The following is a 26,509-nucleotide window of genomic DNA, read 5'->3' on the forward strand; positions in this document are numbered from 1 at the left end:
CGCCCGACGGTTCACGGCAAATGACCTTGTCCTTCTTAGCAGGCAGCCACGCGGAGATTGTTTGTCGCGCCTCTATGTCCGAATGGCAGGCCAAAAACCACCACCGCCAGGTCGCCCGACCGCGCATAACCTTCCCGCTGGGCCGCCACGGCGGCGATCTGGGTTATTTCCTCATAGCCAGAGGGATCGCTGGCCACCACACTGTGTACGCCCCACAACAGGCACATGCGCCGCGCCACGTTTTCATCCTGCGTCAGAGCAAGGATCGGAACCGGCGGCCGCTTGCGCGAGATGCGGGCCGCGGTCGTCCCGCTGGCTGTGAAGCCGACGATGGCTTTGGCCTCGATGGTGGCTGCAAGATCTGCACCCGCGGCAGCGACCGCATGCGGAGGCGTATTCTCCTCGTCAACTCGTGAGGCCTCAATCAGGGACCGGTAGAGACGATGCTGCTCTGTACTCCTGATGATGCGATCCATCATGGCGACGGCCTCGATGGGATAGGCGCCGCTTGCCGATTCGGCTGACAGCATCACGGCATCGGCGCCATCATAGATGGCGGTCGCAACATCTGAGGCTTCCGCGCGCGTTGGCGTCGGCGCCGCCACCATAGAGTCGAGCATTTGGGTTGCGACGATCACGGGCTTTGCGGCCAGCCGGCAGGCGCGGACGAGTTCTTTTTGCCGGCCAGGCACGTCTTCTGGGGGGATTTCGACCCCGAGATCACCGCGCCCGACCATGAGAGCGTCTGACAACTGAATGATATCGTCGATGCGATCAAGCGCCATGGGCGTCTCGATTTTGGCGACGAGGCCCGCTGCTTCACCAATGAGGGCCCGCGCCTCGATCAGGTCTGAAGGCTTCTGAACAAATGACAGCGCAACCCAGTCGACACCGAGCTCCAGGCCGAAGGCGAGATCGGCGCGATCTTTCTTGGTGAGGGGCGAGATATCGAGCGACGCCCCCGGCAGGTTTACGCCCTTATGATCGCGGATCGGGCCGCCGACAATGACGCGCGCGACCATTTCGCGATCGCCCGGTCTTTCGACGCTCAGGCGCACACGGCCGTCGTCGATGAGCAGCTTTTGGCCTGGATGCGCAGCTGCAAATATTTCCGGATGCGGCAGAGGGATTGCCTGCTTTCCACCTCTTGCTCCGTCGAGGACAAAGCGGACGCTCTCTCCAGCATGCAGGCATAGCTTGCCCTCTTCAAGCAAGCCGATCCGGATTTTCGGGCCTTGCAGATCCTGTAGCACTCCGATGGGACGGCCGAACTCTTGCTCGAGCGCGCGGATCGCCGAAAACGCGCGCGCGTGGTCGTCTTGGCTGCCATGGCTGAAGTTCAGGCGAAAGGTATCTGTGCCTGCAAGATAGAGATCACGGATTTTGTTAGCCTCGGTTGTGGCCGGACCGAGGGTTGCGACGATCTTGGCGTGGCGCGAACGACGCATCAAAATTGAATCCTGTGCAATGGGCTACGTTAGGGATCGGCGCTCATAGCTGTTGCCAATACCGGGTTTATCACGCGCCTCGCCCGCGCCATTCCCAAGTCGACATCACGCTCCCGAAGCGGCAGCAGCTTTCTCTTGCTGCGTCGAGGAAACGATACTGTTGACGGCCCGGTACGCGAACACAATGGCTGGCCCAATGGTGATGCCTGCTCCGGGATAGATCCCACGCATCGGGGAGGTCATGTCATTGCCGCAAGCATAGAGTCCTGGAATTGGCCTTTCCTGACCGTCCAATACCTGCCCGCAAGTGTCGGTTGCCAATCCGGTTGCAGTGCCGAGCGTTGCCGGAACGATTGGGAGTGCGACGAACGGGCCGGTTTTGATTGGCCCAAGGTTTGGGTTCTTCTTGCCCACGGCCGAATCGCCGAGCGTGCGATTGAAAGCCGATTCACCGCGATTGAACAGCGGATCGCGCCCCTCAGACGCATGCGCGTTGTGTTCTTCGACAGTCTTTTGAAGCGCGGCGGACTCCAATCCCAGCTGCTTCGCAAGCTCTGGAATCGTCCGGGCGACCTTGATGTAGCCAAGGCGCGCATATTTCCCGATGCTCAAGGTCCATGGCCATGGCAGCAAATGCCCCATCCCTCTCAGCCGTACGAAGTCGTGGTCGCAGATGAAATAGAACCGCTTGTCTGCCGGATACCCACCGTTGAACATCGCCAAGCAGATGTCGTGATAGGAATTGGATTCGTTGACAAAACGCTTTCCATCTGGCCCCACGGCAATGACGCCGGGACGGCCGCGGTCGAGCCAGCCGTAGGGAACGACTTGCGAGGAACTGCCGCTCTTCAGAATCGATACGGGCGTCCAGAAGCCGGCAGAGGCAACATTGTTGTCGATTGCCGCTCCGAGCCTTGTCGCAAGAGAGATGCCGTCGCCTGTCGCATCGGGATGGGCGAGCGTGTCGTCGTGCTGGTGGGGGCCACTGAGCTCGGCTCTCAATTGCGCGTTACGCGCAAACCCGCCCGTTGCGAGGATCACCCCATGGGAAGCGCGCACGCGAATCTCGGAATCGGCCGACTTAACGACCGCGCCGGTGACGCGGCCTTCTTCCTTGATCAACTCTACGAGCGGGGATTCCGGCCATATCTCGACGCCGTACTTGCGCAGGCTCACAAGCAAGCGCGCGATCAGGGCGTTGCCTCCGCTGAGCTCGGTGCCGCGCCTGTGGCCAAGCCGGTCACGCGCGTAGCGGCTGACGCGGCGCAAGACGTGCCTGAGCGAGGCAAAGGATTGAAACGGATTGAGGAAGCTTCTCACCTCGCTCGATGAGATCATCATTCCGCCGAGCACAACGCGGATGGGATTGCCTATCAGATCGAAGTCGCTGCCAAGAAGCCGTCCGTCATAAGGCGCGGGGCTCAGTGCCCGGCCCTTATCGACTCCGCCGACCTGGCTTGAATGGTAGTCGGGGGCCGAGGCCAGCGTGAACTTGACTTCAGTCCCGTTCTCAAGGGCGGCGAGCGCAGCCGGGCCGTCCTCGAGATAGGCATCAACAAAGCCTGACCGGTAATATGTGCCAAGTTCATGTTGCAGGTAGGTCTTCGACTTCGCAAGCGAGTCGTCGATCTTCGCCGAGCGCGCTTGGTTCGAGCAAGGAACCCAGATCATTCCATTGGAGAGAGCTGTCGTGCCGCCAAGCCGCGCCGACTTTTCGCAGACAGTGACGCGCAGTCCTGCCTTTGCTGCATAGAGCGCAGCCGAAAGCCCGGCCGCACCACTACCGACCACGAGAACGTCGGTTGCCCAATTGTGCTCCGGCCTCCCCTCTCGGGCGAGTGCGACGGTCTTTCCCTTGCCTGATTGGCCCATCGGGTTATTCATTCGAGCCTCGCTGCGAGTGTTCTCTTGGAGCTGACGTCAGTGATGCCGCGGAAGCGGGACGGCTTTGAACTCCTCAGCCGCCGCCTTCACTGCCCGTTCGATCGGGATTCTTTCGATGGACGAGGCGCCAACGAAACCCACGCATTGCGTTGATCGGTACACCACGATCGTATCCTCCGGCTCCGCGATTGCACCGCCATGGCAAAGCAGGATCACATCGGAGCGCACGCTCCTTGCGGCGTCGCTGATGTCGTTGATGCGCCTGATCGCCTCTTGGATGGGCTGTCCTTCCTCATGGCCGACGAGCCCGCCTCGGGTGGCTCCTACGTGAGGGACGATGCAGTCCGCACCTGCGCCCGCCATCGCTTTGGCGTCGTCAGGGCTCGCGACATAGGCAAGCGAGAAGATGTCCTTCTTGCGCGCAGCCGCGATCATCTCGACTTCGCGTTCGAAGCCTAGTCCGACGCGCCCGCGGCGATAGCGCCATTTGTCGCCCATCGTGGAGATGGTCGGATAGTTGATTACGCCGGAGAAACCGGCCGACCAGAATTTGTCGAGCAGGGCATCAAGATCGAGCCGGAGGGGATCCCATGCCTCAATGCCGCCGATCACGGGCACCGAAGAAACGACGTTGCGGACTTCCGAGGCAAGTTCGAGCGTGCGCGCATTGGAATCGCCGATCCGGCTGGTCGGAAGTCCCATTAGGCGCGACAGCCCGGTGCTGTAGACGACCAGCATGTCCGCGCCCCCGAGCACTGCACATTTCGCAACCAGACCACAGCTGCTGCCCGCGGCAAGAATGGCTTTTCGCTCCGCCACCTGGTTTGCGATCTTGGCCAGGATTTCGGTTCGCTCAAACATTCGCATCGCCATCAGCCTTCTTGCCCAATTGCTTGAGGATCCATCTCGCAGCCGCCTCCGCAAATTCGGGATCGTTGATGTGACAGTTCAATTCGCGGACCGTAACCTTGGGCGGCAGATTGTCCTTAAGCGCATCGAGCCACGCGCGGTCCGCATCAGGATCTCGAAAGATGCCGCCGTCGCGGTCATAGTCGGAGACGCCTTTTGCCGGCCAAAGGACCATGACAGGCCCTTCTGCCAACGACAGCCGCTGGGCCGTAAGCCGGCCGATGCTCGTATTCTCGGCGAGGGTTGTGCGCATCAGCGTCGTGTACGGTGTATGGGAGTAGAATAGCCGGCCGCGAAATTGATCAGGAACGCTGGATGGCGCACCAAAATTGACCATGTCCACCGCGCCAGGCGCGATAACATGCGGTATTGATTGCTCTGCCGCTCCCTTGAGCCGATCCGGCCCGGCGCTCGCGGTGCCACCCACGATTTCGTCGGCGAGTTCGGTTGTGGTCAGATCAATCACAGCATCGAATTCGCCGGCCGCGATCAGCTGCTCCATCTTGCGGCCGCCCGCCCCGTTTGCAGGAAAGACGATCGCGTCGACCCCGGCCTTGCCGAGGCGCCCAACGCACTGAGTTGCCGCCGGCGTCGTCACTCCGAAGGCCGTGATCGCAACGATCTTCGTCTTTCGCGCAGCTTTGGCGGGCGCATAGCGCATGGCGGCGATGGCCTGTCCTGCATTCTGCAAGACCCGCTCGGTAAACGCATTGATCCCGAAGAGATCGACCAATGTCGGATAGAGCATGATGTCGTTGTGGACCGCCAATTCGGCGAGAAGTGCTGGCCTTGCGCTGCTCACGAGCAGCTTGGGAAAGCCATAAGGCAAATCAGATACGACTTCGCCGAACACCGCACTCCCCTTCCCACCGGCGACCCCGACGATCGCGCCGATGGCCCCTGATGCCAGCAGATCGCGAACTTTCCCGCGTGTTGTTGCGGCGATTTCTTTCAAGAGCTCGGCGGGCGAGGCGACGCGAACGCTATGACCGCCTGCTTGATTCGTCCGGGGCGCAATCTTCGAGGTGCCGACGTCAATCAGGACGGTCTTGCGGCCACACTTACAGATGATATCGGCCAAGTAGGAGACTTCGCGGCCCTTGGTATCGAGCGTAGCCACAATCGCGACTGCGTTCGAAAGCTCGGACAGGCTACCATCCCGGACCGCCCCCTGGCCGTCCGTGCAATGGTGAGACACGATTTTTCTCCTAGATCATTCTGACCAACGCGAGGTCTAGACCGAGCGGGATCGGCGTATAAGACCGCAAAGCGTCTAAGTGGGTAAGATTGGGTAGCCTCCTCCCGAAGTTCGAGCTACGTGCGCGCGGGCTTTTCAAGTGTACGCATACGACGAAGGCCGCCTGATTGACGCATGCGCGCGAGCACGGCGAGTTCTACGATGGCGTTGCGTGAAGGTCAGGCGGCTTGCTGATCGGCGGACTTGCCGGCTTGGTGCAGGAGCTTCCATTCCCAGGGCAGCAGTTCGCGCAGACGCGAGGTGGGAAGATCGGCGATCCGGGCGAGGACGTCGGCGAGCCAAGCCTTGGGATCGACGTCGTTGAGGCGACAGGTCGTGATCATCGTCAGCATGATAGCGGCACGGTCGGCGCCACGTTGGCTGCCAGCGAAGGTCCAGTTGCGCCTTCCCAAGGCAATGCCTCTCAATGCACGCTCAGCGCAATTGTTGGTCAAGCAGATCCTGCCATCGTCGAGGAAGCGGACGAAGTCGTCCCAGCGCTTGAGCATGTAGTTCATGGGCTTCAGGACCTCGGCGGAGCGGGAGAGGCTTTCTCGCTCGCGGAGCAGCCAGGCGTGCATGTCGTCGAGCAGCGGCTTGCTCCGCTCCTGGCGCACAGCACGCCGCTCGTCGGCACCACGGCCGTTGATGGCGCGCTCGATCTCGAACAGGGCGTCAAGACGCCTGACCGCCTCCAGCGCGATCGGGGAGACCGGTTTGCCCTTGCCTTCCCGGGCGGCTTTCTCGATGTCAGCCAGCTCGAAGAATCCCCGCCGCGCATGGGCCAGGCAAAATGCCGGCGTGATCGGCATTGCTTTCCTTTTTGGATCGAACAACGGCTCGAAGCCGCCATAGCAATCCGCCTGCAGAATGCCGGCGAAGGCGGCCAGATGCCTCTGAGGATGTTCGCCCCGTCGGTTGCCCGAGGCATAATAGACCGCCGCCGGCGGCGCAGGCCCGGCGAACGGCCGGTCATCCCGCACATACGTCCAGATCCGGCCGGTCGTGCATTTGCCCTTCGCCAGGATCCGGATGGTGGGGTGAGTAGGCCGGAGGGATTTCACCTCCAGCCTCTCGCAGAACCGGGCGTGAGACTCTCGCCTCACCCGGCTCCCATCAGGCAATCTTGCCGCCATCGCCGAGTTGCCAATGCACAAAGAGCCTGCGGTTCTCACGCGCGATCTTCTCCAGGAAGAGACGCGCGCGTCCTAAACGGTGATGGAAGCGCTTGTACTTTCGCTTCAACCAAATACCTAACGTCTGGTTGATGTAGCGCGCCAGCGGATAAAGCGCTGAGCGGGTGTATTGCCCATAATAAGCGATCCACCCCCTAACCATCGGGTTTAGCTCGCGAGCAATATCGTCCAGCGTCACCTCGGCTCGCCTGCGAAGTTTCAAGCCTCGGACCTTCGCCCGCATGGCGTTCAGCGCTGGTTTGCTGACCGCCGGGGTGAACCCACAGAACATCTTCTGCGAATGCGGCCCCAGGACCGATCGTGGCCGGAAGCAATAACCGAGAAAGTCAAACATGACCGTCTCGCTTTTACCTCGGCGTCGATCATCCTTGCAGTAGACGATCCTCGTCTTCGTAGGATGCAATTCCAGATGGCACTCCGCCAGCCGAGCCTGGAGCGCTTCGCGAACGCTTTGCGCCTCCATCTCATTCCGATAATGTACCAACCCGTCATCCGCATACCGACACCACCTGAGATCGGGGAACGTCCGCGCCATCCAGAGATCAAATGCATAGTGCATGAAGAGGTTGGCGAGGATCGGGCTCACCACGCCCCCTTGTGGGGTGCCGCGGCTTCGCTCGATTATCGTTCCATCCTCTTGCACCATCGGCGCTGTCAGCCATCGTTCGATGTAGAGCAGCGCCCATGCGCACGTCACATGTTTCCGGACGGCCCGTAGCAACAACTCGTGGTCGATATTGTCGAACAATCCTTTGATGTCGAACTCTAGAAACCAATCATACTTCCAGCACCGCTGTCGCGTGACGCCTACGGCATCGAGAGCCGATTTTCCGGGTCTGTAGCCATAGGAATCCGCCAGAAAGATTGCGTCAAGAGCCGGCTCAATCAGTTGTTTAACAACTGTCTGTGCCACGCGGTCCGCCACGGTGGGCACCCCGAGGATCCTCTGGCCTCCACTCTTCTTTGGAATGGAGACAGCCCGAACAGGCGGCGGGAAGTAAGCGCCTGAACTCATTCGATTCCAAATCTTGTAGAGATTTCCCTTCAAGTCGGACTCGAACTGCTCAATCGTCACTCCGTCGACACCGGCTGCGCCACCATTGGATCGCACCTGCAGATATGCTTCGTACACCTCTCTCTTGTCGATGTTGAACGGCTTGCTCGGCTGGTTCATCGACGTCCTCCTGTTGCCAGTTGCGACGATGGCCAGCCCACCTGATCCGATCCCTTCGCTCCGGCCCCATTACGAGCCTTCGTCGCTAATACGGATCGGTCCGTCCCAGTGCTCCGCGTCGGTAATCTCGCCTCGCGGTCTTCTCCGCTTGTGCTTCTCCCTTTCCATCGGAGCGACTGGTTCCTGCAGTTCCGCGGCAGCGCCTGCATCCGATTCACGCCCCCTCAACGCCGGTCGCCGCCCGCCCGGTCATCAGGCTCCCGGCGGGCTCATCCCAGAGGGACGACACACCTCTGGTTTTGACGACGATTTCCACGTTACGACGGTTCATCGGCGGGTTCATTTTCATTCGTCTCTCGGACGCGTATCCGTTCGGGTCTCCCCCGACCGTTAGCTTCAACGCTCACGACCGCGCCTCTTAAGCGAAGCCGCTTGAAGTGATTTGAGACCTACTCCTGAAAGTCGATCCCGAGGGGCCTACCCTCATCGCTGCCACAGCTTGCGCGCACAGATTTTCAGATCATTTTGATCATCCTTTCTGTGTGCTTCTGCAGAACACTGTCATCGCCGTGCAGCCGCTCGGCGGCGAGGACATGGCGCTCAATCAGCTGGAACAACGGCATGACGGCGAAGGTTCCGTGGCCGACCTGGTCGGCCAGCGTCGACAGCGGCAGGTCGATCCGCTCAGCCTTGAAGCGCACGCTCTGGCGATTGAGCGGGATATGCATGCCGAACTTGTCGAACAGCATTGTCGCCAGCAATTGCGGACCGATGAAGCCGCGCGGCGTGGCATGGAACGGTGCCGGCGGCTGGCTTATCTTCTCGCAATCACGGCAGGTGAACTTCTCGCGTACCGTCTCGATGACCTTAAAGCGACGCGGAATCTCCTCCAGCGTCTTGGTCACATCCTCGCCTAGCTTCGCAAGGCGCGATCCACCGCAGCAGGCGCAGGTCGTTGGAGCCTCGATAACGACGCGCTCACGTTCGATGTCGTCCGGCCACGGCTTGCGCACCGGCCGCTTACGCGTGAAGGCGCTTACGCTCTGGGTTTTTGCGGCGGCAGCCTGCGCAGCCAGCTCATTCTCGGTCGCCGTGGTGGCGAGTTCTTCGAGCTCCAATTCCAACTGCTCGAGTAGCCGCGCCGTGCGCTCGGAGCGCAGCCCGTGCAGTTCGCGTTTGAGCTTCTCGATCCGTAGCTCAAGATGAGCGATCAGCACCTCGCTGTCCGACAGCTCCGCCCGCGCGTTGGCGGCATCCGCGACTGCCACATCGCGTTCAGCCTGCAACGCCTCGCGCTCGGCCAGCAGCGCAAGGTAGGCGCTCGCGAGATCCGACGGAAGATCGTCCGGCTTCGATGTCATGAAGCCATTGAATCAGATCAAGCCGCAGATTCAAACCAAAAACGGCTATCCGACACGCGTCGGACGATGAGTTTCTTGAGGGTTGCGCCAATCGATTCCGGACAACAGGTAGCTCATCTGAGCCGATGAGATCGTCACCGCTTCGCCCGCAACCGATGGCCAGACGAACCTTCCTCTCTCAAGTCTCTTAGTGAACAGGCATGCTCCCTGGCCATGGTGAGTCGGCCCCGGGAGTTGCACCCGGAGCCGCTCTCCGAACCGTACGTGACGCTCTCACGTCATACGGCTCTCAACAAGTAACGAAGCAGAACCTAACATCGTCCAATGAGCGAACAGCTTCGGCCTACGGCAGCGGATCAGCCTGAGCCTGGTGGAGGCCCTGACTTTTCCATTCTTCAGCCCTTTGTATTTGCGTCGCGCCCAGCGGTTTAGAGATTCGTCGACGTATCGATACAGGTTATGCATTTCTGACCGCCCATATCTGCCGTAGTACTGCATCCATCCACGAAGGACGGGGTTCAGTTCCAAGGCGATTGCGTCGATTTCCGTCTGCGAGCGAAGCCTGAGCCGGAGCTGCCGGATCGTCATCCGCATAGACTTCATTGCCGCCCTGCTGACCGCTGGCGAGAACGTACAGAAGTTTTCTTTCTTCTGATGGTTTCTTGCCCTGCGCGGTCGAAAGGTAAATCCCAGAAAGTCAAATGACTGACTGGCATGGCTACCCGGGCGATTGCTATCTTTGCAGTAGACGATCTTGGTCTTGTCGGGATGCATTTCGAGTTCGCATTCCCTGAACCTCGCCTGCAGCGCCGCCTTGATGGCTTCCGCTTCAGCCTTGGTTCGGCAATGTACGAGCCCGTCGTCCGCGTATCGACACCACGGTGACTGCGGGAAGTTTCGCGCCATCCATATATCGAACGCATAATGCAAGAACAAATTGGCAAGGACGGGACTGATCACGCCGCCTTGGGGTGTACCCCGGTCGCGAGCGGTGATCGCTCCGTCTTTGCCTTGCATCGGCGCTGTTAGCCAGCGTTCGATGTAGAGCAGAGCCCATTCGTCTTGCACATGCTTCCTGACGGCTTTCATAAGCAACTGGTGGCTGATATTGTCGAACAGGCCTTTGATGTCGAACTCCAGCACCCAGTCCATCTTCCAGCACCGTTGCCGGGTGATGCCGACGGCGTCCAGCGCGGCTTTTCCGGGCCGGTAGCCGTAGGAATCGGGAAGGAAGATTTTCTCGAGTACTTGTTCAATCTGAAGCTTGACGACCGTCTGCGCCACGCGATCTGCTACTGTCGGCACGCCTAGAATGCGTTGTCCGCCGTTCTTCTTGGGAATGGGGACAGCCCGAACGGCAGGTGGAAAGTAGCTGCCAGAAGACATTCGATTCCAGACCTTGTAAAGGTTGCCCTTGAAGTCCTTCTCAAAAGCTTCGAGCGATACCTTATCCACGCCGGCCGCGCCCGCATTGGCTTTGACCAGTTTGTAGGCCTTCATCACTGTCTGCTTGTCGATATCGTACTGCTTACGTCCGGTTACACTCACATGTCCTCCTGCTCATCACAGTTGCATATGGGCGCAACCCACTTGTTTCGGCCCCTTCGCTCCAGTTCCATTACAGCACCTTCATCACTACTACGAGCCGATCCGCCCCAGTGTTGTGCTTCGGTACTCTCGTCTCGCGGTGTGTGCCGCTTGAACTTCTCCCTTGGCATCACAACGACTGGTTCCTGCAGTTCTCTACAAGAGCCTGTATCCAGATCGCGTCCCCTAAACGCCGGTCGCCATCCGCGCAGTAATCCAGGCGTCTCACGGATTGATCTCAGGGATGGCACGCGCCCCTGATTTTGGCGACGCCTTAGTAATTTTCGACGCGTCATCGGAAGATTTGCTTTCGCTCGCCTTCTGGATACTTACCTGCCCCGTAAACCCGGGACTTTTGCAACACTTGCTGATGACCGCGCCTTTTAAACGAAGCCACAGTGTCGTGGTTTTGCACCTGCGCCTGGAACGCCGATGCAGGAGGGCCGTCCTCCATCTCTCATAAAGCTGTACGCATCAAATTCGGTTATTCACCTCCTTCATGCTCTGCAGCACACCGTGCCAGATCACCTTCACAAGATCGCTGCGGCGACCGCGGAAGACGAACAAATGACCGCTGAGCGGTTCTTTGCGCAGCACCTCCTGAACTTGGAGGGCCAGCGACAGGAAGCCTCTGCGCATATCCGTGTAGCCTGTCGCCAGCCACACTCGCACATTCCCTGGTACAGCAATCATCGGCGTCCAAGCACATCGAGGACCCGCGCCAGCGCCTCCGGATCGACGTGCGCATCCACCCGGATGCACCGTCGGTTGCCGAGATCGATCTCTATCAATCCAGTACGTGCGGCTGCCGCCGAGCGAACTCGGCCATCAACCGTAGGCAAAAGCTTCGCAGTTTCTTCAGCCGAGGCCGCTACGGCGGCGATCTGCACCGGCGTAAAAGATGGTGCAACTTGTTCCGATGTCCGTGCTTGTCGACGCCAGGTAAACACCAGGCTGGCCGCTACTCCGTTGCGCCGCGCGACTTCAGTTACCTTCGCGCCCGGTACTAGCGTCTCCTCGACAATCCGTGCCTTGTCGTCCTGCGACCAACGCCGCCGCCGCTCAAGCCCGCCCAAAACTTCGACCCGCATCGCCTGATGACCTTAAAGCTAGACTTAAGGTCACACGCTTCGCGAATTACCACCCGTCACGCAAGACGGTCCTCGTCGGAGGCGTACTTTCAAGTGGACGAGAATGTCGGCTCGCTTCGAACGCAGAATGGGGCCCAGCGCGCCTGTGAGCCCGTAGCGGGCGCGTCAAGTTGCTGAGGTCAAGTCAGCAAACTCCGCTGCTGGAGTTTTCCAAACAGCCGCTCAAATCTAGGGAGAAGTCAGCCGAACCGGTCTACGATTAGCGTCGGCCGTCAAAGCAATCTGGAACGCGCCACTTAAGGCGCGAGGTAGCGCAGAAGTTCCGGATTCGTGCGGATATCGGCTGCAGCGCCTTGTAGTGCGATACGGCCGCGATCAAGGACATAGGCCTTGCTCGCCACGCGCAACGCGAGATCGAGGTGCTGTTCGACGATGATGACCGCGATTTCCTTGGCGAGTTCAATGAGACGTTCGGTAATCTCTTCGATGACGCCGATCCAGACGCCCTCGGTCGGCTCATCCAGCAGCAGCAGCTTTGGGTTCCCCAGGAGGGCGCGCCCGATCGCTAACATCTTACGCTCGCCACCAGAAAGCGTACCAGCCGCCTGGTCCAGGCGGTGGCCGAGCTTGGGAAAGATCGCCAGGACCCGATCGATCGCCGAAGCGTCGGTGTTGAAGAGGGAGCCCATTGCAAGATTATCCCGCACTGAAAGGCGTGAGAACACTGAGTGCTCTTGCGGCACATAGCCGATGCCGGCGCGCACGCGTTGCTCGGTCTGGAGCCGATTGAAATCGTGGCCATCGAAGACTACCTCGCCTCTCCAGCTTGGTAGCTCGCCAACGATAGCTTTCATAAGCGTGGTCTTGCCTGCACCGTTGCGCCCAAGCACGGCGGTACCACCACGCCACGGAATGTCGAGGCTCAGGTCAAACAGCACCTGGCTGCGACCATAACCGGCGTCGAGATGTCTTATGTCGAGAAAGCGTTGTTCAAGCACGGCGCAAATAGATCTCCTGGACACTTTTGTCAGCCTGGATCTCAGCGACGCTTCCTGTCGCCAGCACACGGCCCTGGTCGAGGACGGTGAGGCGGTCGCAAATGTCGCGGATGAAATCGAGATCGTGCTCGACGATAACGAGGGAGCAGTGCTCCTTTATTGGTCGCAACAGTTCGCCAGTGACGCGACGCTCCTCCAGGCTCATGCCTCCGGTAGGCTCGTCCAGCAGCAGGAGCCGGGGTTTTCCCGCGAGCGCCATCGCAATCTCCAGCCATTGCTGCTGGCCATGGGATAGCGCTGCTGCTGCATCGAACGCACGATCGGCAAGACGAAACTGGGTGAGCATCATCATGACCTGGTCGTGCAGCTGTCTGCGGCTGCGCGAGAACACAAGATCAAAAAGAGAGCAGTGCCCCTGCAGGGCAAGGAGGATGTTGTCGTAGAGGGTGAGGGATGGCAGAACCGATGTGATTTGGAACTTCAGGCTCATGCCAGCGCGCGCGCGCTCGGTGGGGGTGAATGTGGTAATATCAGTGTTGATGAATCGGACTTTGCCTTGCGTCGGTACCTCCGCCCCCGCGATGCACTTCATCAGCGTGCTTTTCCCCGAGCCGTTCGGCCCGATCAACCCGTGGAACTCGTTCTCGCGGACGGTGAGCGCCGCACCGTCGACTGCCGTGAGCTTGCCGAAGATCTTTCGAATGCCTGCAGCTTCAAGAAGCGGCATGATGCTGCGCCCTCTTCTTGTCTTGCGCTTTGGCGGCGAAACTGCCTACCCGCTCGCGCTCCGTCAACACCAGGCTGATAAGCCCAAGCGGCCGAAAAAGGATTACCAGGAGCAGGAGCACGCCCAGGATGATCGGCCAGATATCGCGGTAATTGTCCGACAGCCAGAAGGAGAGACCTTCGACAATCGCCGTACCGATCACCGCACCGATCAGCGTGCCGGAACCGCCGAACAGAACGTAGAGCACGACTTGCGTGGAGACGACAACGCCAATCATATTGGGCCACACAAAACCCTCGTGGAAGGCATAGAGGCTGCCGCTCAGGCCTGCGATGGCGCCACCGATCGCGAACACTATGGCTTTTAGATGCTGTGTCCGGTAGCCGAAAAAGGCAATGCGTTGCTCGTTCTCGCGGAGGCCTGCGAGTGCAAGACCGAACTGCGAGCGCACCAGGAAACGGCATGCAACGTAGACGATGACAAGAAGCCCTAGTGCCAGATAGTAAAAGTTCGACCCTTCCGATAATTCGTAGGAGCCGAGCGTCATCGGCGGAATCGAGGGAATGCCGTTCTGGCCGCCGAGATAGTACCAGCCACGCGCGAGGCGATCCGCCGCATAGGCACCGGTGAGCGTACCGAGCGAAACGAAGATCATGCTGGCCGGATGCCGTCCGAGTAGGAGGAACCCACCAAGTAGCAGCGCGAATACGAGGCCAATCAGCGTGCCCGCCGGCAGTACCAAAAGGATTGAGGTGATATCGAGGTCGCGCGCAAGCAGCGCAACGCCGTAGCCTGCGGAGCCGAAGAAGAGGGCCTGCCCAAAGCTCATGATTCCGGCATAGCCCCAGACCAGATCGAACGAGAGAGCGAAGAGCGCCAGGATCACAACGCGAGTGGCAAACACCGTAAGATAGTCGTGAAGCATCACCGGAAGGACTAGTGCTCCAATCAGCACTAGTCCTTCGATGATGAGCAGGACACGTCGTGCACGACTGACCTGTCCTGCAAAGGCGATTTCAGCCATGTCAGCCGTCGCACAATTCACTTCTAGCGTGGGCACCGATGGCCTCTCTACCGCGCTTGTCGCTTTCACAGTGATTCGTCAACATTGCCCGGGATCGACAAGCCCATTGCTGCGTTGCACGACTTGAAAAACCCCGCTCTTGCACACGGCCGTGTACATGTTCATCTTACAGTGCCGCTTGCCCGGCACCATCTCGGCGGGGCCGCCCGGACCCTCCGCGATCTTTGCGTGATCGAGCGTCGCAGCAACCGACTCGCGATCGACCTTTCCGGCCTCTTTGACGGCAGCTTCCCAAAGTTTCAGCCCGCGATATGTACTGGGAGCGGCACTGCTCGCGGCAAATAGAGAATCGCCTGGATAGTCCTTATCATAGGCAGCCTGAATTCTGGCGGAGACCGGGTCATCTTTGGCGACGGCTTTGTAATAATCGAGACAACTCGCAAGCCCTTCCATCTCATTGACCGGATGGAGGCTGAGATAATTCTCGTCCTCGTTGACGGCAGCAAGCCGTCCGCCGTTCTTCAGATAGCCCGCTTCATAGAGCTGTTTGAACAAAGGACCGACGCCGGGTGGAATAACGGTGTTAAAGACGGTGTCGGCCTTGTTGGACATGATCGCGTGGACAGTGGCGGAGAAATCCACTTGGTCTAAAGGATAATACTCCTCGAACACGACCTCGCCGCCATTGGCTTCGATTAACTTGCGAGCATATGCATTCAGGTTACGCGGCCAAATGTAGTTGGAACCTGGAAGGGCAAATCTCTTGCCGCCGTTCTTGATCAGCCACGGGATAAATGTGTCGCATTGCTGCGCCGGTGTGGCGCCGCTGCAGAACAGGTATGGCGTGCATTCCCCCCCTTCATAAAATTGCGGATAGATATAGAGCGTCTTGCCCCGAGAAACGATCACATCCTTGATCGCATTGCGCATTGAGCTCGCGAGGCCGCCTAGGACCATGTCCACCTTGTCCCGCTGGATCAGCTTGCGCACGTTGCCTACAGCGACCGATTCATTGGAGGCGGTGTCTTCGATGTACAGCTCGATCGGCCGGCCCAAAAGACCACCTGAATTGTTGATCTCCTTGATGACCATTTTGGCGACGTTGGCATCCGCCTTTCCGGCAAAGCCGATCGGGCCGGTCAGATCGATCGCGATGCCGACCTTGATGGGACCTTCGGCCGCATTGGCCCAGTCGGGACGGATCACCCAGCTACTCGCTCCTGTGGCGATTGCACCGGCCGTGAAGGCAAAGTTCGAAAGGAAACGACGGCGTGTGAAATTGAGTCGATCAACAGCCATATGACTACACTCCCCCTTGCGCGATGAGGCCTTGCGGCCGACACTTGATGAAAACAATGGCAAGCAAGAAGACGAGCACATCGGCGAGGACCGGAGGGATAACCCAGGGCAGCGCCGCGCTGAGAGCGCCGATGATACCGGCTCCTGCCACTGGGCCCATAAAGGAGCCGACACCGCCAAGCATGACGGCGACAAATCCCTGGATCAGAAAGCGAATTCCGAGATCTGCAAACAGATCGAACACCGGCACGATAAGCGCCCCGGCGAGCCCGGCCAAAGCTGCGCCGAAGGCAAAGGTGGTGCCATAGATGAAATTCGTCGAAACCCCGGAGGCGCGCGCTAGCGCCGGATTTTCCAGGGTCGCCCGAACGCGCAAGCCGAAGCTTGTGCGGGACAGGAGCAGAAAGCAGCCCCCCATCACCAAAGCCGTGATCACGAGAATCGTAAAGCGCCAAGCTGAGATGTGTATCGTGGCGATATCTATGGATCCACCGATAGGCTCCGGAACCGTCAGATAAAACCCGCCAATTAGGCCCCGCACAGACTCCCGGATGATAAGACCGAGCGCATAGGTGCCGAGCATTGCAACGATCGGTGCGGCATAGAAGCGGCGGATGATGAGCGCTTCGAGTACGAAACCCAGCAATCCGACTAAGATCGGTGCCGCCGCCATACCGAGCCAAACCGGGAGACCATGACTATAGGCGAGATAAGTAATATAAGCGCCGAGCAGGACGAACTCACCCTGGGCAAAGTTGAAGATGCCCATCATGCTCGCGATGATTCCTAGCCCAAGCACGATCAACACGATAATCGCACCGAAGCTCAGGATCTCGAATGCCGCCATGAATGCACTAGTCATATGCCGCGATCCAGTCGCACTATCGTCTCGGCCTCACATCTTCTTCCAGTCGCCTATCTGTTCGAAGGCATGGGCGGCGCGGTAGATGGTGGATTCCTCGAAGTGGCGACCGACCAGCATTAGGCCCACTGGCAGGCCGTCGACCATTCCGCAGGGCAGCGACATAGCTGGATGATGCGTAATGTCGAATGGCGCGGTGTTGGTGAACATCTCAATCGCGCGCGTGAAGTAGTCCTCGCGACTGGCATTGGATGGCGGCAGCGGGGTTGCCTTCATCGGCGTCGTCGGCATGAGGAGGAGATCATAGCTCTCGAGAGCTTTGTCATATGCCGTAGCGAGGCGGCGGGAGATGTTGAGCGCCTTGCCGTAAAACCTGGACCCGAAGGTGTTGTTGATATAGGTCCCCCACAACATAAACAGCTTGTTAGTCTCGGACAATGAGTCCGCCTTCTGCCGCCACCCGCGATGGAAATCCATCAGGGAGGTTGGATAAAGATCGCCTCGGCTGAGACCATAGCCGTCACCGAACATCATGGTCTGGACAGCCCCCTCAGTTCCGATGGGGGTCCAGATCGCCGCGCCTAGAAGGTGCATCGGAATCGAGACGATCTCTACGGTCGCGCCGAGATCTTTGAAGCGCTTTGCGGCCTCACGCACGCTTTCGTTCACGGCAGCTTCTGCGGACGGCTGCTCGAAGCCCTCCTTGAGGATACCAATCTTCATCCCTTTGATGCCCGCACCCAAGGCCTTGGTGTATTCATCCACCTTCGGAGCCTTGATGCGCGAATCGTAGCCGTCGTCGCCGGCGATCACCTCGAGTAGCAGGGCGTTGTCGGCCACCGTTGCCGTAATCGGCCCGGTGTGGTCGATAAAGATCTCAATCGGCATTATTCCTGTATAGGGAACGAGACCCCAAGTCGGCTTCATACCGTACGTGCCGCAGAATGAGGATGGCATTCGGATCGAACCGCCCTGATCGCCGCCGATCGCAATGTCGACCTCGCGTAGTGCGACCACAACCCCGCTTCCGGAGGAAGAACCGCCGGCCGAATAGCCCATCTTGTGTGGATTGTGGACCGGGCCAGTCGCGTTGGTGTGGCTGCCGCCAGAGAGACAGAAGGCTTCGCAGTGAACCTTGCCCACAATTTCGGCGCCAGCATCAAGCATGCGTGTAACGATGGTGGCGTCAAAATCGGGTACGTAGCCTTCGAGGGTGGCCGAGCCATTCATCATAGGCACTCCGGCCAACATAATGTTGTCCTTCAAGGCAACGGTCTTGCCTTTCAGTTTTCCGCTGCCGGCGCCTTTGATGTTGGTTTTGCGGTACCAAGCATTGCGAGTGTTTTCGTCTGGCGATGGCCGATAGCCGGGCGTCCGCGGATATTTGACCACGGGCAACTCGTCGGGCATCGCGGCAACGAGATTGTATGCGTCCAGCGAGCCCCGCATCAAACCGCGGAACGAGGCGACATCTTCGTCGGTCAACGAAAGACCACACTGCTTGGCAACTTCGAGAAGCTGGGTGGGAGTCGGAAGGGAAACTGACACGCGGCTCTCCTGAAAGGTTGATCCCGTCATTGGGACACGCGGCGTTCTTCTGTCGTGGCCGCTTATCAGATTAGCCGTAGGTAAAGCGCAGCAGGGCGCTCGGCCCCAGAAGGTGCGCAACGCAAGTTGGGTAATATTGGGTAAAACGACGCTGAATGCGTCTGCCAGTGCAGGCGTTTCGCCGATCTGTCCTGCCTCGCCGGCTTGTCTTTGAGCCCTTAGGTCTTTTTGACGGGCTGGTAAGGCGACAAGTGAACCGGTCTCGTCACCTTAGAGTTGAAATATGGCACGGATCTGACAATGCAGCGGATTACATCAGAGGCCTAAGCATTTCAAAGTAACAACCAGCCAATTTCGGCGATCACGCGCTTCCCCTAACTGGCGCGAACTGCCGCGCGCCAAGCTCACGATCGTACGCGCATTCGCCACCACCTTAATCCACCTAAAGGGGGGTGGTAGATGAATGATGGTGTAAAATCTTCCAGGAGGCATCATGACGGCGCAGCACAAACGTAAATCGGGCGGGTGTCGCCACTTGCAGATCATGCCGCGTTTCAGAAAAGACATAATTTCCGACGGCCATAACAATGTCAGCCGCCAAGCTGACGCAATGACATACGTCAAATTTTACCCTTGCGGTGCCATGGAAGTAGGTGCGTATTTCTGCGACACCGATGTAGAGCGTGGAACTAGACGTACCGTGAAGCAAGGCATCATCTGCGTATAACGCAACAAGATACTCCGGCTTGCCAGAGTTGAACGCTCGCGCCCAAGCTTCCAAGAAGGCACGCACATCCAGCACAACTTTGTCGTTGTTCACGATGAACGCCTCTTCAGCGGAGAAATGGCGACCGGAAGCGATAAGAGTGGGTTGGCCTTACCATCTGATATAAGGAAACCTCTTGCATATGCACTGCATTTTTGATCCGTTCGTTCATGCTTCCGACTGCGCGCTCATCCACGATCTTGTTGAGGTCGCTGCTTGTCAGCGGAGCGCAACGTTTTTTGCAAGCTCGCCTCCTCTATGCAGCTTGTCGGTCATTATGTTCTCATTGCGAGCCAGCAGTACCTTCGCCACCCCGTCCGGGTCCACACCAAATTGGTGATGGGGCCGCAAAAGAATTGGCGCGAACTCAACAAGTACGGACCGAGTTCAGAAGTGTTCGCAGAGGATCAGGGGCAGCGACGTGAAGTCGCTGCTTCGAGCCCTTGATCGCCGCGTATACGACGCAGCCCTGATACACCGGCTTATCTTCCCTCAGCTCGCCGCCAGGTGCTGGGACTGGTGCCAGTGCTGCGCTTAAATTCACGGCTGAAGTGATAGACGTCACAAAAACCGCAGCGTTCGGCGATTGCGCCGAGCCCAGCGTCACTTTCCAAGAGCAGCTTTTGCGCCATCATGATCCGCTCTCGAATCAACAAGCGCCTTGGGCTGATCTGCAGATGCCCTTGAAATAGCCGCCGCGTCTGTGCGGCGCTGAGGCCAGTGACCGAGGCGAGTTCATCGGCGTGCCAGGATCGCTCCGGGGACTGCCGCATCTTTAAAATGATGGCTCGCAATGGGGCCGGGAGACGGGATTCACCGTGCTTCGAGGAAGGTGCTGCGATGAGGTGAAGCAGTTCCGCCACGAGGCAGTTAAGTGCCAAATCGACGTTATCATCCCTGGCGCGCAAGACATCAAATAGTCTTGCGAACCACCGTTCGATCTCGTTCGGCACTGATATCGTTGCTAGCGTTGCTCCGGTGCCGAACACCTTTCGCCGAATGGCCGCACAGTCGGGCCCGTCGATCCGCACCCACAGAACAGTCCAGGGATCATTTTCATCCGGCCAGTGCGCATGCGACGTTTCGTTGGCAATCCAGATCAACTGACCGCGCTCAACAGTCGATGTCCTGCCTTCGCTGACTACAAAGCCGCGCCCAGCGGAGCAGTATAGAATGTCCTGGCCCGGATAATTGTCTCGAGCGATGTGATGATCACGTGCGGTGATGGCCTTGCCCGCCCTAAGTACCGTAAAGGCGCATCGGGTCCAGGCAGCATCAGGGAGGACGTACTGATGGCTCTCAGGAAAAAGTGTGCGCTGCGGCAAGCCGGCCATGCGCGTTTTATATAAATTGAAGCGTGCTTTGTCCATTCCCGCTGGGGCTTTCTGCATCTAGGCTCGATGTCAATGACTAACAAATGAGCTCGTGATCAGGCTCCCGGATGCACGTTTTGTATCCATAGAGATCGCTGAGGGAGCTCAGGGAGGACCGGTGCCGATGCTCACGGCCCACGAAACTGCGCCACCGCGCGCAGGGCCCTTGTGGCGACGTGGTGGAGGCATTCCACGCCACGCCTTGATCTCAGGCACTTTCAGGGGAGGAATTGATGAGTAAACCGAGAATTACCGTCGTCGGCAGCTTCGCCGTAGGACTGACCATTCGCGCTCCGAACATCCCGGTCTTCGGGGTCACGATGTTAGGCAGCAGTTTCGATATGGGCCCGGGCGGAAAAGGTTCGAATCAGGCTGTTGCCACTGCGCGGCTCGGGGCGGACTCGTCGCTGGTTGCGATCATCGGCAAAGACCAATTCGCAGATATTGGCATTGATCTGTACAAGGCCGAGGGCGTCGATACGGCGCATGTCAAGCAGATCACCGAGAAGCCGACGGCGGTTGGCTTCATCATCCTCAATGAGCGAGGCGAGAACTTCATTATCATGGATTATGGCGCCACAAACGCCATGGATCCGGCTTTTGTCGATCGCGCCGAGAGCCGCATTCGCGAGAGCGACCTCGTCATGGCGGTCCTGGAGCCGCCGGTCGAGGTGGCTATGCGGGCGATGGAGCTCGGTCGCAAATACGGTAAGAAAACCATTCTCAATCCGGCGCCGGCCGCACCGCTGCCGGATGAAATCTTCCCGTTGGTCGATTTCCTGACGCCGAATGAAAGCGAACTTCGCATCCTGCTCGGTCTGCGCCCGGATGATCCGCGGCCCTCGCGCGAGCTGGTCGATCTGTTGCGCAAGCGCGGGGCCGCCAACGTGATCGTGACGCTTGGCGACCGTGGTGTACTGATCGTCACCGACAAGGTCGATACCACCATTCCGGCTGCAGTGGTCGACGTAGTGGACACGACGGGTGCTGGCGACGCGTTCAATTCCGGCTTCGCCGTGGCTCTGGCGGAAGGGCGGGATGTGATCGAGGCCGCGCGCTTCGGGGTGTGCTGCGGTGCCCTGGTCTGCACAAAGCTAGGGGTCATTCCCGGCATGGCGAGGCGCGCCGCAGCAGACGAGATGTATCGCACAATGCGCGCCTCGGCTGCAGAATGAGAGAGCAACAAGAAATCAATGCGCCTTGGGCGCGAACAGTGAGAACTGGAACGATATGCCGCGGATTTACGATTGGGCGGCGCGCGAGGCCGAGCGCACGGTGACGGTGGCCGACCTGCGCGCTTCCCGAAAGTCGGGCAAGCGCTACACTCAGGTCACTGCCGAGACCGCCGAGGAGGCAGCGGCCGCGGAGCAGGCCGGCATTGAAATGCTGGTGACCCGCGCCCGCAACGTGGAAGCCGTACGGAGGGGCTCAAAGCACCTCTTCGTCACCGCCGCGTTGGGCTTTGCCGATGCTGTAACACAGGACGACATCCTTCGTACCGCCTTGAAGGCGCTAAGCGACGGGGCCGATGCGGTGATCACCGCACGCGGCATGGCGACCGTCTCAATGCTCGCGGCCGAGGATATTCCGGTTGTCGGTCACTTGGGCCTCGTTCCCAGAAAATCGACCTGGCTCGGAAGGCTTCGCGCCTTCGGCAAATATGCGGAGGAAGCCTTGGCACTCTTCCAGCGCTTCCGACGTCTAGAAGAAGCCGGCGCTTTTGCGGTGGAATGCGAGGTCATCCCAGCCCGGGTCATGTCGGAAATTCGCCGGCGGATCGGACTGGTGACCGTCTCGCTCGGCTCCGGACCGGATGCTGACGTGATCTTTCTATTCACCGAGGACATATGCGGTGGCGAAGGCCGGCGGCCCCGGCACGCTCGGGTCTATGGAGATCTTCAGGCCCTGCAGGAGCGCATCAAACAGGAGCGCGTGAAAGCTCTCAGCGCATTCCGTGCTGACGTCACCGCAAATGGCTTTCCAGGCCCGCAGGAAATATCGGACATCGCCGACGATGAATATGCGGCCTTCGTGTCGAGACTAAAAGACTCGGGCTTTGGCGATTGATCTAAAGCTCTTGCGACGGCGACGAGAGCTGATCTCAATCAGCCGGCGAAGGATCTAACACACGAGCTGTCTGCCTTGAAGCGGCAATGGAGTGCAATATGGACGAAGCATTGTACGGCACGCGCGATAAGCGGGGCAATTGGGTACCAAAGAAGAAGCCCGAACGTGCGCCGATTTTTGTCTGGCCGGTGCAACCGCTGAAAATACTGCGCTGGTTACCGGGCTATCTCCTGCCCTGGAATACGGTCTATTTCCTGATCTCTCTTGTATCGTGGACTTATCTCACTCCATCGCTCGATACGATGCGAGAACTCCACGCCGACTGGATACTGCTCATTCTGCTTCGTAACACCGCTTTGACTCTCCTCCTCTACGGCACCTTCCATTTCATTCTTTATATCGAGCGGCGTCAGCAGACGGCGTTTAAATACAATGCAAAGTGGCCGGATGCGCACAACCCGACCTTCATGTTCGGAAGTCAGACGGCCGAGAACATATTCTGGACCATGTGCAGCGCCGTGCCTGTATGGAGTGCATATGAGGCGCTCACCTGGTGGATGTACGCGAACGACCGCTTGCCTTACGTCGATTTCGCAGCGCATCCGCTATATTGTGCTGCACTCGTGCTGGTGATGCCGGCGTGGCGCGAACTGCACTTTTACCTCATTCACCGCCTCATCCATATTGGGCCGCTGTACCATCTCATCCACAAGGTCCACCACAAGAACGTCAATCCGGGGCCGTGGTCCGGCCTCTCGGCGTCGACACTGGAACACATCGCTTACTTCTCAGGGGTATTGATTCATTTCGTTCTTCCGTCCCATCCGCTGCACGCAATGTTTCAGCTGATGCACGCGGGACTGTCCCCCGCAAAGTCACATACCGGTTTCGACCGCGTGGTCGTGGATGATGCGAAGGCGATCAGCACCGACAACTTCTACCATTACCTGCACCACAAGTATTTCGAGGTGAACTACGGTGAACGCCGCATCCCGCTCGACGAGTGGTTCGGCACGGCTCACGACGGCTCTCCAGAGGCCGACGAGAGAATGTATAAGCGCATAAAGGCCAAGAAGTGGGTGCGCGGCGGTTAGCGCCGAAGCGGGGAGGCTCCGAAGGCCTGTCACGTTGAGGCAGCCCTTGCGCCGCAACGGTACTGGCGCACGCTGCGCGACTGAGCCACAGCCGATTGATCGCCGCCAGTTGAAGATTGAGGACTAGATATGACTAAACAAGCTGAATGGGTGGCGGCCTGCGCTGCGGACGCTTTGAGGCCTGAAGAGGTTCGCCGCCTCGATCACGGCGGCCGCACGTTTGTGATTGTTCGCTCGCCCGAGGGCGATTACTTCGCGATGGACGGCCACTGCTCACACGAGAAGGTCCATCTTGCGGATGGCATTGTCGATGGCGGAATTATCGAATGCCCGAAACACTTCGGCACCTTCGACTATCGAACGGGCGAGTCGCGTGCGCTGCCCGCATGCGTCGACTTGCAGAGTTACGAGGTAAAAATCGAGAATGGCATTGTTATGGTCAAGGTCTGAGCGGGTGAGAGCTGCGGATGACCTCACAGCGTTTACTTGTCTTGCAGTCCCTCTGGGCCATGGAGCGGCGGCAGCCTGACGGTTTCGAACGTTCTCTCGATGAAAACCTGGCGATGATACAGCAAGCGGGGTTCGACGGGATCTCTACGTCCTGCAATGATCCAGGACGCGTCAACCTGATCGCACGCGCTTTGAACGGTTCCGGGCTTGCAGTCGAGGGCATGTGCTTCCCGCAGACGATCGATCACTTGAAGTCTGCCATCGACCTCGCCAAGCAGATCAACGTTCTGCATCTCAACGTCCAGCCAGACATCCGTCCGCGCAGGGTCAGCGATTGTATCCCGCTGCTGGATGGCTGGATCAGGGTGGCGGAAGAGGCAGGCATGCCGATCTACTTCGAAACGCATCGCAACAGGATGACCACGGATCTCCTCTTTACTCTCGATCTGATGGACGAGGTGCCCGGGATGCGGATCCTTGCCGATTTGTCGCACATCCTGCTGGGTCGGGAGTTCTGGTATCCCATCTCGGACGAGGATGAAGCGCTGGTGCGGCAGGTGCTCGATCGCGCTTGGGCGTTTCATGGACGGGTTGCATCTCGCGAGCAAATTCAGGTTGAGATCACGTTTCCTCAGCACAGGATATGGCTGGATCTGTTCCTGGGGTGGTGGAAATACGGGTTCCGAAGCTGGCGAAAGCGCGCAGGCACGGGTGCCTGCCTTAGTTTTACCTGCGAACTTGGCCCGCAGCCCTATGCGATCACCGATCGGCAAGGCAAGGACACGACGGATCGTTGGGAGGAAGCTCTTCTTCTTAGGTCCCTAGTCCGTGACCTCTTCGATAGCGTGGCCAGTGAGGAGCAGGCTCTGCCTGCAAGAGGGGTGGCCATTTGAGTACTCATTCGACGATTGCCATTGTTGGCGCCGGCGAAGCTGGCACGGCAGCCGCCCTGGCGCTGCGCGAGCGCGGCTGGGAAGAGAGCGTGGTGTTGATCGGCAACGAAAGCAGTCTCCCGTATGAGCGCCCTCCTCTCTCCAAAGCAGTTCTGGTCGATGAGACGAGGCCTGGGCCGAAGACGATTGTGACGTCAGAGCGGCTTTCCGAATTGAAGATCGATTATCGCCACGGCTGTGAGGTGGTCTCGATTGATCGCACGGCCAGCATGGTGATTCTCTCGAATGGGGCCAAGATAGGCTATCATCGCCTCCTCTTGGCCACTGGCGCTCGTCCGCGTGACCTGAACGTGCCAATTGCTGAGGGATCAAGGGTCGCAACGCTTAGGTCGTATGAGGATGCCACACGCCTTCGCGAGTTAATCGGCCAAGGCTGCGAGATGGCTGTGATCGGCGGCGGCTTTATCGGGCTCGAGGTTGCTGCGAGCTCGATCTTGCGAGGCGCTTCGGTCATCGTCTTCGAAGCAGGATCGCGCATACTTTCCCGGGCAGTGCCAGTTGGCATAGCTGAACTGATCAGGGCCAAGCACGAGCGTTCTGGGGTACGGATCGAGACAACGGCAGTCGTTGAACGTATCGAGCTTTGTGAAGGACGCTCCTGCGTGGTACTGGCCGGGGGCCAAAGACATCTTGCCGATCTCGTGATCGTGGGGGTCGGTGCAACCCCCAACGTCGAACTGGCGCAAGCGGCGGGGCTCGCTGTCGACAACGGCATCGCGCTTGACGAAATGCTGGCCACATCGGATCCGCGCGTATTCGCAGCGGGGGACTGCTGTTCCTTTCCACATCGCCTTTACGGAAAGCGGATCAGGCTGGAAGCTTGGCGCAACGCGCAGCGGCAAGGGGTGATTGCGGCGGCGAATATGGTGGGCGAGGATCGTCCGTATGACGATCTCCCCTGGTTCTGGTCGGACCAATACGATGAGACTTTGCAAATGGTCGGCCTCTGCTGCGGCGGAGAAATCCCGGTCGTCAGAAGCCTAGGCCCGAGGGGCCAACTTCTATTCTCCCTTGTCGACGGCGGGCGCCTCGTGGCTGCTTGTGGGTTTGGAAGCCTCGGCGCCGTTGCGAAGGAAATCCGAGTTGCAGAGACGATCATTAGGCGGGAACTGAAGGTCGAGGCAGAGGCGCTCGCTAATCCGGCGCTGAACTTGAAGCAGCTTCTTTAGTGACTACTGCCGCGGCGCAGGTCACCCGGCAAGCAAGTCACCTGGCAAAAGGACATGCGCCACGCGGGCTACCGAATGCTCGCCCATTGGGCGTAGCGGCAATCCCTCGTCAGAGGCTGGATGCGGCGTTTGTCGAGCCAGGACGACCGTTGAGAAGGCTCGATCGATAGATCAACTTCGGGCCGGCGCGCCAGCGCTCCACTGTGCGCCAATATCCCTGCAAGCAAACGCAGACTACTTTGATACCGCGCTGAACATCATGCGCTGCTTTTCGGGACCTGGCGGCATCACG

At 59.2% G+C, this 26,509-nt stretch carries 22 protein-coding genes and 3 pseudogenes; 6 read left to right on the top strand and 19 right to left on the bottom strand.

Annotation, left to right across the window (positions count from 1 at the left end):
• Positions 1-35: 35 nt before the first annotated feature.
• From pyk to X265_RS40190, 19 genes and pseudogenes are all read right to left on the bottom strand, one after another.
• Entirely contained in the window at positions 36-1,448 is a 1,413-nt protein-coding gene (gene pyk / locus X265_RS40100; RefSeq protein WP_128929736.1) for a pyruvate kinase, read from the bottom strand.
• A gap of 105 nt (positions 1,449-1,553) precedes the next feature.
• Positions 1,554-3,332, bottom strand: a complete 1,779-nt coding sequence (locus X265_RS40105) for an FAD-dependent oxidoreductase (RefSeq protein WP_128929737.1) — start codon at positions 3,330-3,332, stop codon at positions 1,554-1,556.
• Positions 3,333-3,368: 36 nt separating this feature from the next.
• Positions 3,369-4,193 (bottom strand): phosphoenolpyruvate hydrolase family protein, encoded by an 825-nt coding sequence (locus tag X265_RS40110; protein ID WP_237867295.1) that lies wholly within the window; start codon positions 4,191-4,193, stop codon positions 3,369-3,371.
• The gene (locus X265_RS40115) at positions 4,186-5,439 is read right to left on the bottom strand and encodes a Tm-1-like ATP-binding domain-containing protein (protein WP_232995598.1); all 1,254 of its coding nucleotides are present in this window, start codon (positions 5,437-5,439) and stop codon (positions 4,186-4,188) included. The genes X265_RS40110 and X265_RS40115 overlap by 8 nt, the downstream gene beginning before the upstream one ends.
• A gap of 218 nt (positions 5,440-5,657) precedes the next feature.
• Positions 5,658-6,515: pseudogene (tnpC, locus tag X265_RS40120) on the bottom strand (IS66 family transposase); the annotation flags it as partial.
• 79 nt (positions 6,516-6,594) lie between these two features.
• Complete coding sequence (gene ltrA / locus X265_RS40125) at positions 6,595-7,848, bottom strand: group II intron reverse transcriptase/maturase (RefSeq protein ID WP_128955096.1); 1,254 nt, start codon at positions 7,846-7,848, stop codon at positions 6,595-6,597.
• A gap of 551 nt (positions 7,849-8,399) precedes the next feature.
• Positions 8,400-9,209: pseudogene (locus X265_RS40130) on the bottom strand (IS66 family transposase); the annotation flags it as partial.
• Positions 9,210-9,254: 45 nt separating this feature from the next.
• Complete coding sequence (gene tnpB / locus X265_RS40135; RefSeq protein WP_128929738.1) at positions 9,255-9,449, bottom strand: IS66 family insertion sequence element accessory protein TnpB; 195 nt, start codon at positions 9,447-9,449, stop codon at positions 9,255-9,257.
• Between the two features lie 33 nt (positions 9,450-9,482).
• Positions 9,483-10,709 (bottom strand): group II intron reverse transcriptase/maturase, encoded by a 1,227-nt coding sequence (gene ltrA / locus X265_RS40140; protein WP_128929739.1) that lies wholly within the window; start codon positions 10,707-10,709, stop codon positions 9,483-9,485.
• A gap of 606 nt (positions 10,710-11,315) precedes the next feature.
• Positions 11,316-11,489, bottom strand: a pseudogene (gene tnpB, locus X265_RS40145) (IS66 family insertion sequence element accessory protein TnpB); the annotation flags it as partial.
• A complete protein-coding gene (gene tnpA, locus X265_RS40150; RefSeq protein ID WP_128929741.1) occupies positions 11,486-11,887 on the bottom strand; it encodes an IS66-like element accessory protein TnpA in 402 nt (133 codons plus the stop codon). The gene tnpA and the pseudogene tnpB (X265_RS40145), both read right to left, overlap by 4 nt.
• A gap of 296 nt (positions 11,888-12,183) precedes the next feature.
• A complete protein-coding gene (locus tag X265_RS40155) occupies positions 12,184-12,885 on the bottom strand; it encodes a branched-chain amino acid ABC transporter ATP-binding protein (RefSeq protein ID WP_128929742.1) in 702 nt (233 codons plus the stop codon).
• On the bottom strand, positions 12,878-13,612 hold the full coding sequence (locus tag X265_RS40160) for an ABC transporter ATP-binding protein (RefSeq protein WP_128929743.1): 735 nt from the start codon (positions 13,610-13,612) through the stop codon (positions 12,878-12,880). The genes X265_RS40155 and X265_RS40160 overlap by 8 nt, the downstream gene beginning before the upstream one ends.
• A complete protein-coding gene (locus X265_RS40165; protein WP_128929744.1) occupies positions 13,599-14,636 on the bottom strand; it encodes a branched-chain amino acid ABC transporter permease in 1,038 nt (345 codons plus the stop codon). The genes X265_RS40160 and X265_RS40165 overlap by 14 nt, the downstream gene beginning before the upstream one ends.
• Positions 14,637-14,714: 78 nt before the next feature.
• Positions 14,715-15,935: a substrate-binding protein gene (locus X265_RS40170; RefSeq protein WP_128929745.1), complete on the bottom strand. Its 1,221-nt coding sequence runs from the start codon at positions 15,933-15,935 to the stop codon at positions 14,715-14,717.
• Positions 15,936-15,939: 4 nt separating this feature from the next.
• Positions 15,940-16,797, bottom strand: a complete 858-nt coding sequence (locus X265_RS40175) for a branched-chain amino acid ABC transporter permease (protein WP_128929746.1) — start codon at positions 16,795-16,797, stop codon at positions 15,940-15,942.
• Between the two features lie 33 nt (positions 16,798-16,830).
• Complete coding sequence (locus X265_RS40180; protein WP_128929747.1) at positions 16,831-18,345, bottom strand: amidase; 1,515 nt, start codon at positions 18,343-18,345, stop codon at positions 16,831-16,833.
• Between the two features lie 442 nt (positions 18,346-18,787).
• Positions 18,788-19,165 (bottom strand): nuclear transport factor 2 family protein, encoded by a 378-nt coding sequence (locus X265_RS40185; protein ID WP_128929748.1) that lies wholly within the window; start codon positions 19,163-19,165, stop codon positions 18,788-18,790.
• Between the two features lie 428 nt (positions 19,166-19,593).
• On the bottom strand, positions 19,594-20,502 hold the full coding sequence (locus tag X265_RS40190; RefSeq protein WP_232995599.1) for an AraC family transcriptional regulator: 909 nt from the start codon (positions 20,500-20,502) through the stop codon (positions 19,594-19,596).
• Between the two features lie 215 nt (positions 20,503-20,717).
• Between X265_RS40190 and X265_RS40195 the strand changes: the two genes are divergently transcribed.
• The 6 genes from X265_RS40195 to X265_RS40220 all read left to right on the top strand — a co-directional run bounded on the left by X265_RS40195 (position 20,718) and on the right by X265_RS40220 (position 26,217).
• Positions 20,718-21,659: a ribokinase gene (locus tag X265_RS40195; protein ID WP_128929749.1), complete on the top strand. Its 942-nt coding sequence runs from the start codon at positions 20,718-20,720 to the stop codon at positions 21,657-21,659.
• A 25-nt stretch (positions 21,660-21,684) separates the two neighbouring features.
• Positions 21,685-22,551 carry a 3-methyl-2-oxobutanoate hydroxymethyltransferase gene (locus X265_RS40200; protein WP_232995600.1) on the top strand — a complete coding sequence of 289 codons (867 nt, stop codon included), beginning with the start codon at positions 21,685-21,687 and terminating at the stop codon, positions 22,549-22,551.
• Between the two features lie 98 nt (positions 22,552-22,649).
• Positions 22,650-23,645, top strand: coding sequence for a sterol desaturase family protein (locus X265_RS40205; RefSeq protein ID WP_128929750.1), 996 nt, complete (start codon positions 22,650-22,652; stop codon positions 23,643-23,645).
• 129 nt (positions 23,646-23,774) lie between these two features.
• On the top strand, positions 23,775-24,095 hold the full coding sequence (locus X265_RS40210) for a Rieske 2Fe-2S domain-containing protein (protein ID WP_128929751.1): 321 nt from the start codon (positions 23,775-23,777) through the stop codon (positions 24,093-24,095).
• Between the two features lie 17 nt (positions 24,096-24,112).
• Entirely contained in the window at positions 24,113-24,988 is an 876-nt protein-coding gene (locus X265_RS40215) for a sugar phosphate isomerase/epimerase family protein (protein ID WP_128955097.1), read from the top strand.
• Entirely contained in the window at positions 24,985-26,217 is a 1,233-nt protein-coding gene (locus tag X265_RS40220) for an NAD(P)/FAD-dependent oxidoreductase (RefSeq protein ID WP_128929753.1), read from the top strand. The genes X265_RS40215 and X265_RS40220 overlap by 4 nt, the downstream gene beginning before the upstream one ends.
• Positions 26,218-26,509 lie beyond the last annotated feature (292 nt).

The sequence above is a fragment of the Bradyrhizobium guangdongense genome, assembly GCF_004114975.1.
Classification (GTDB): Bacteria; Pseudomonadota; Alphaproteobacteria; order Rhizobiales; family Xanthobacteraceae; genus Bradyrhizobium; species Bradyrhizobium guangdongense.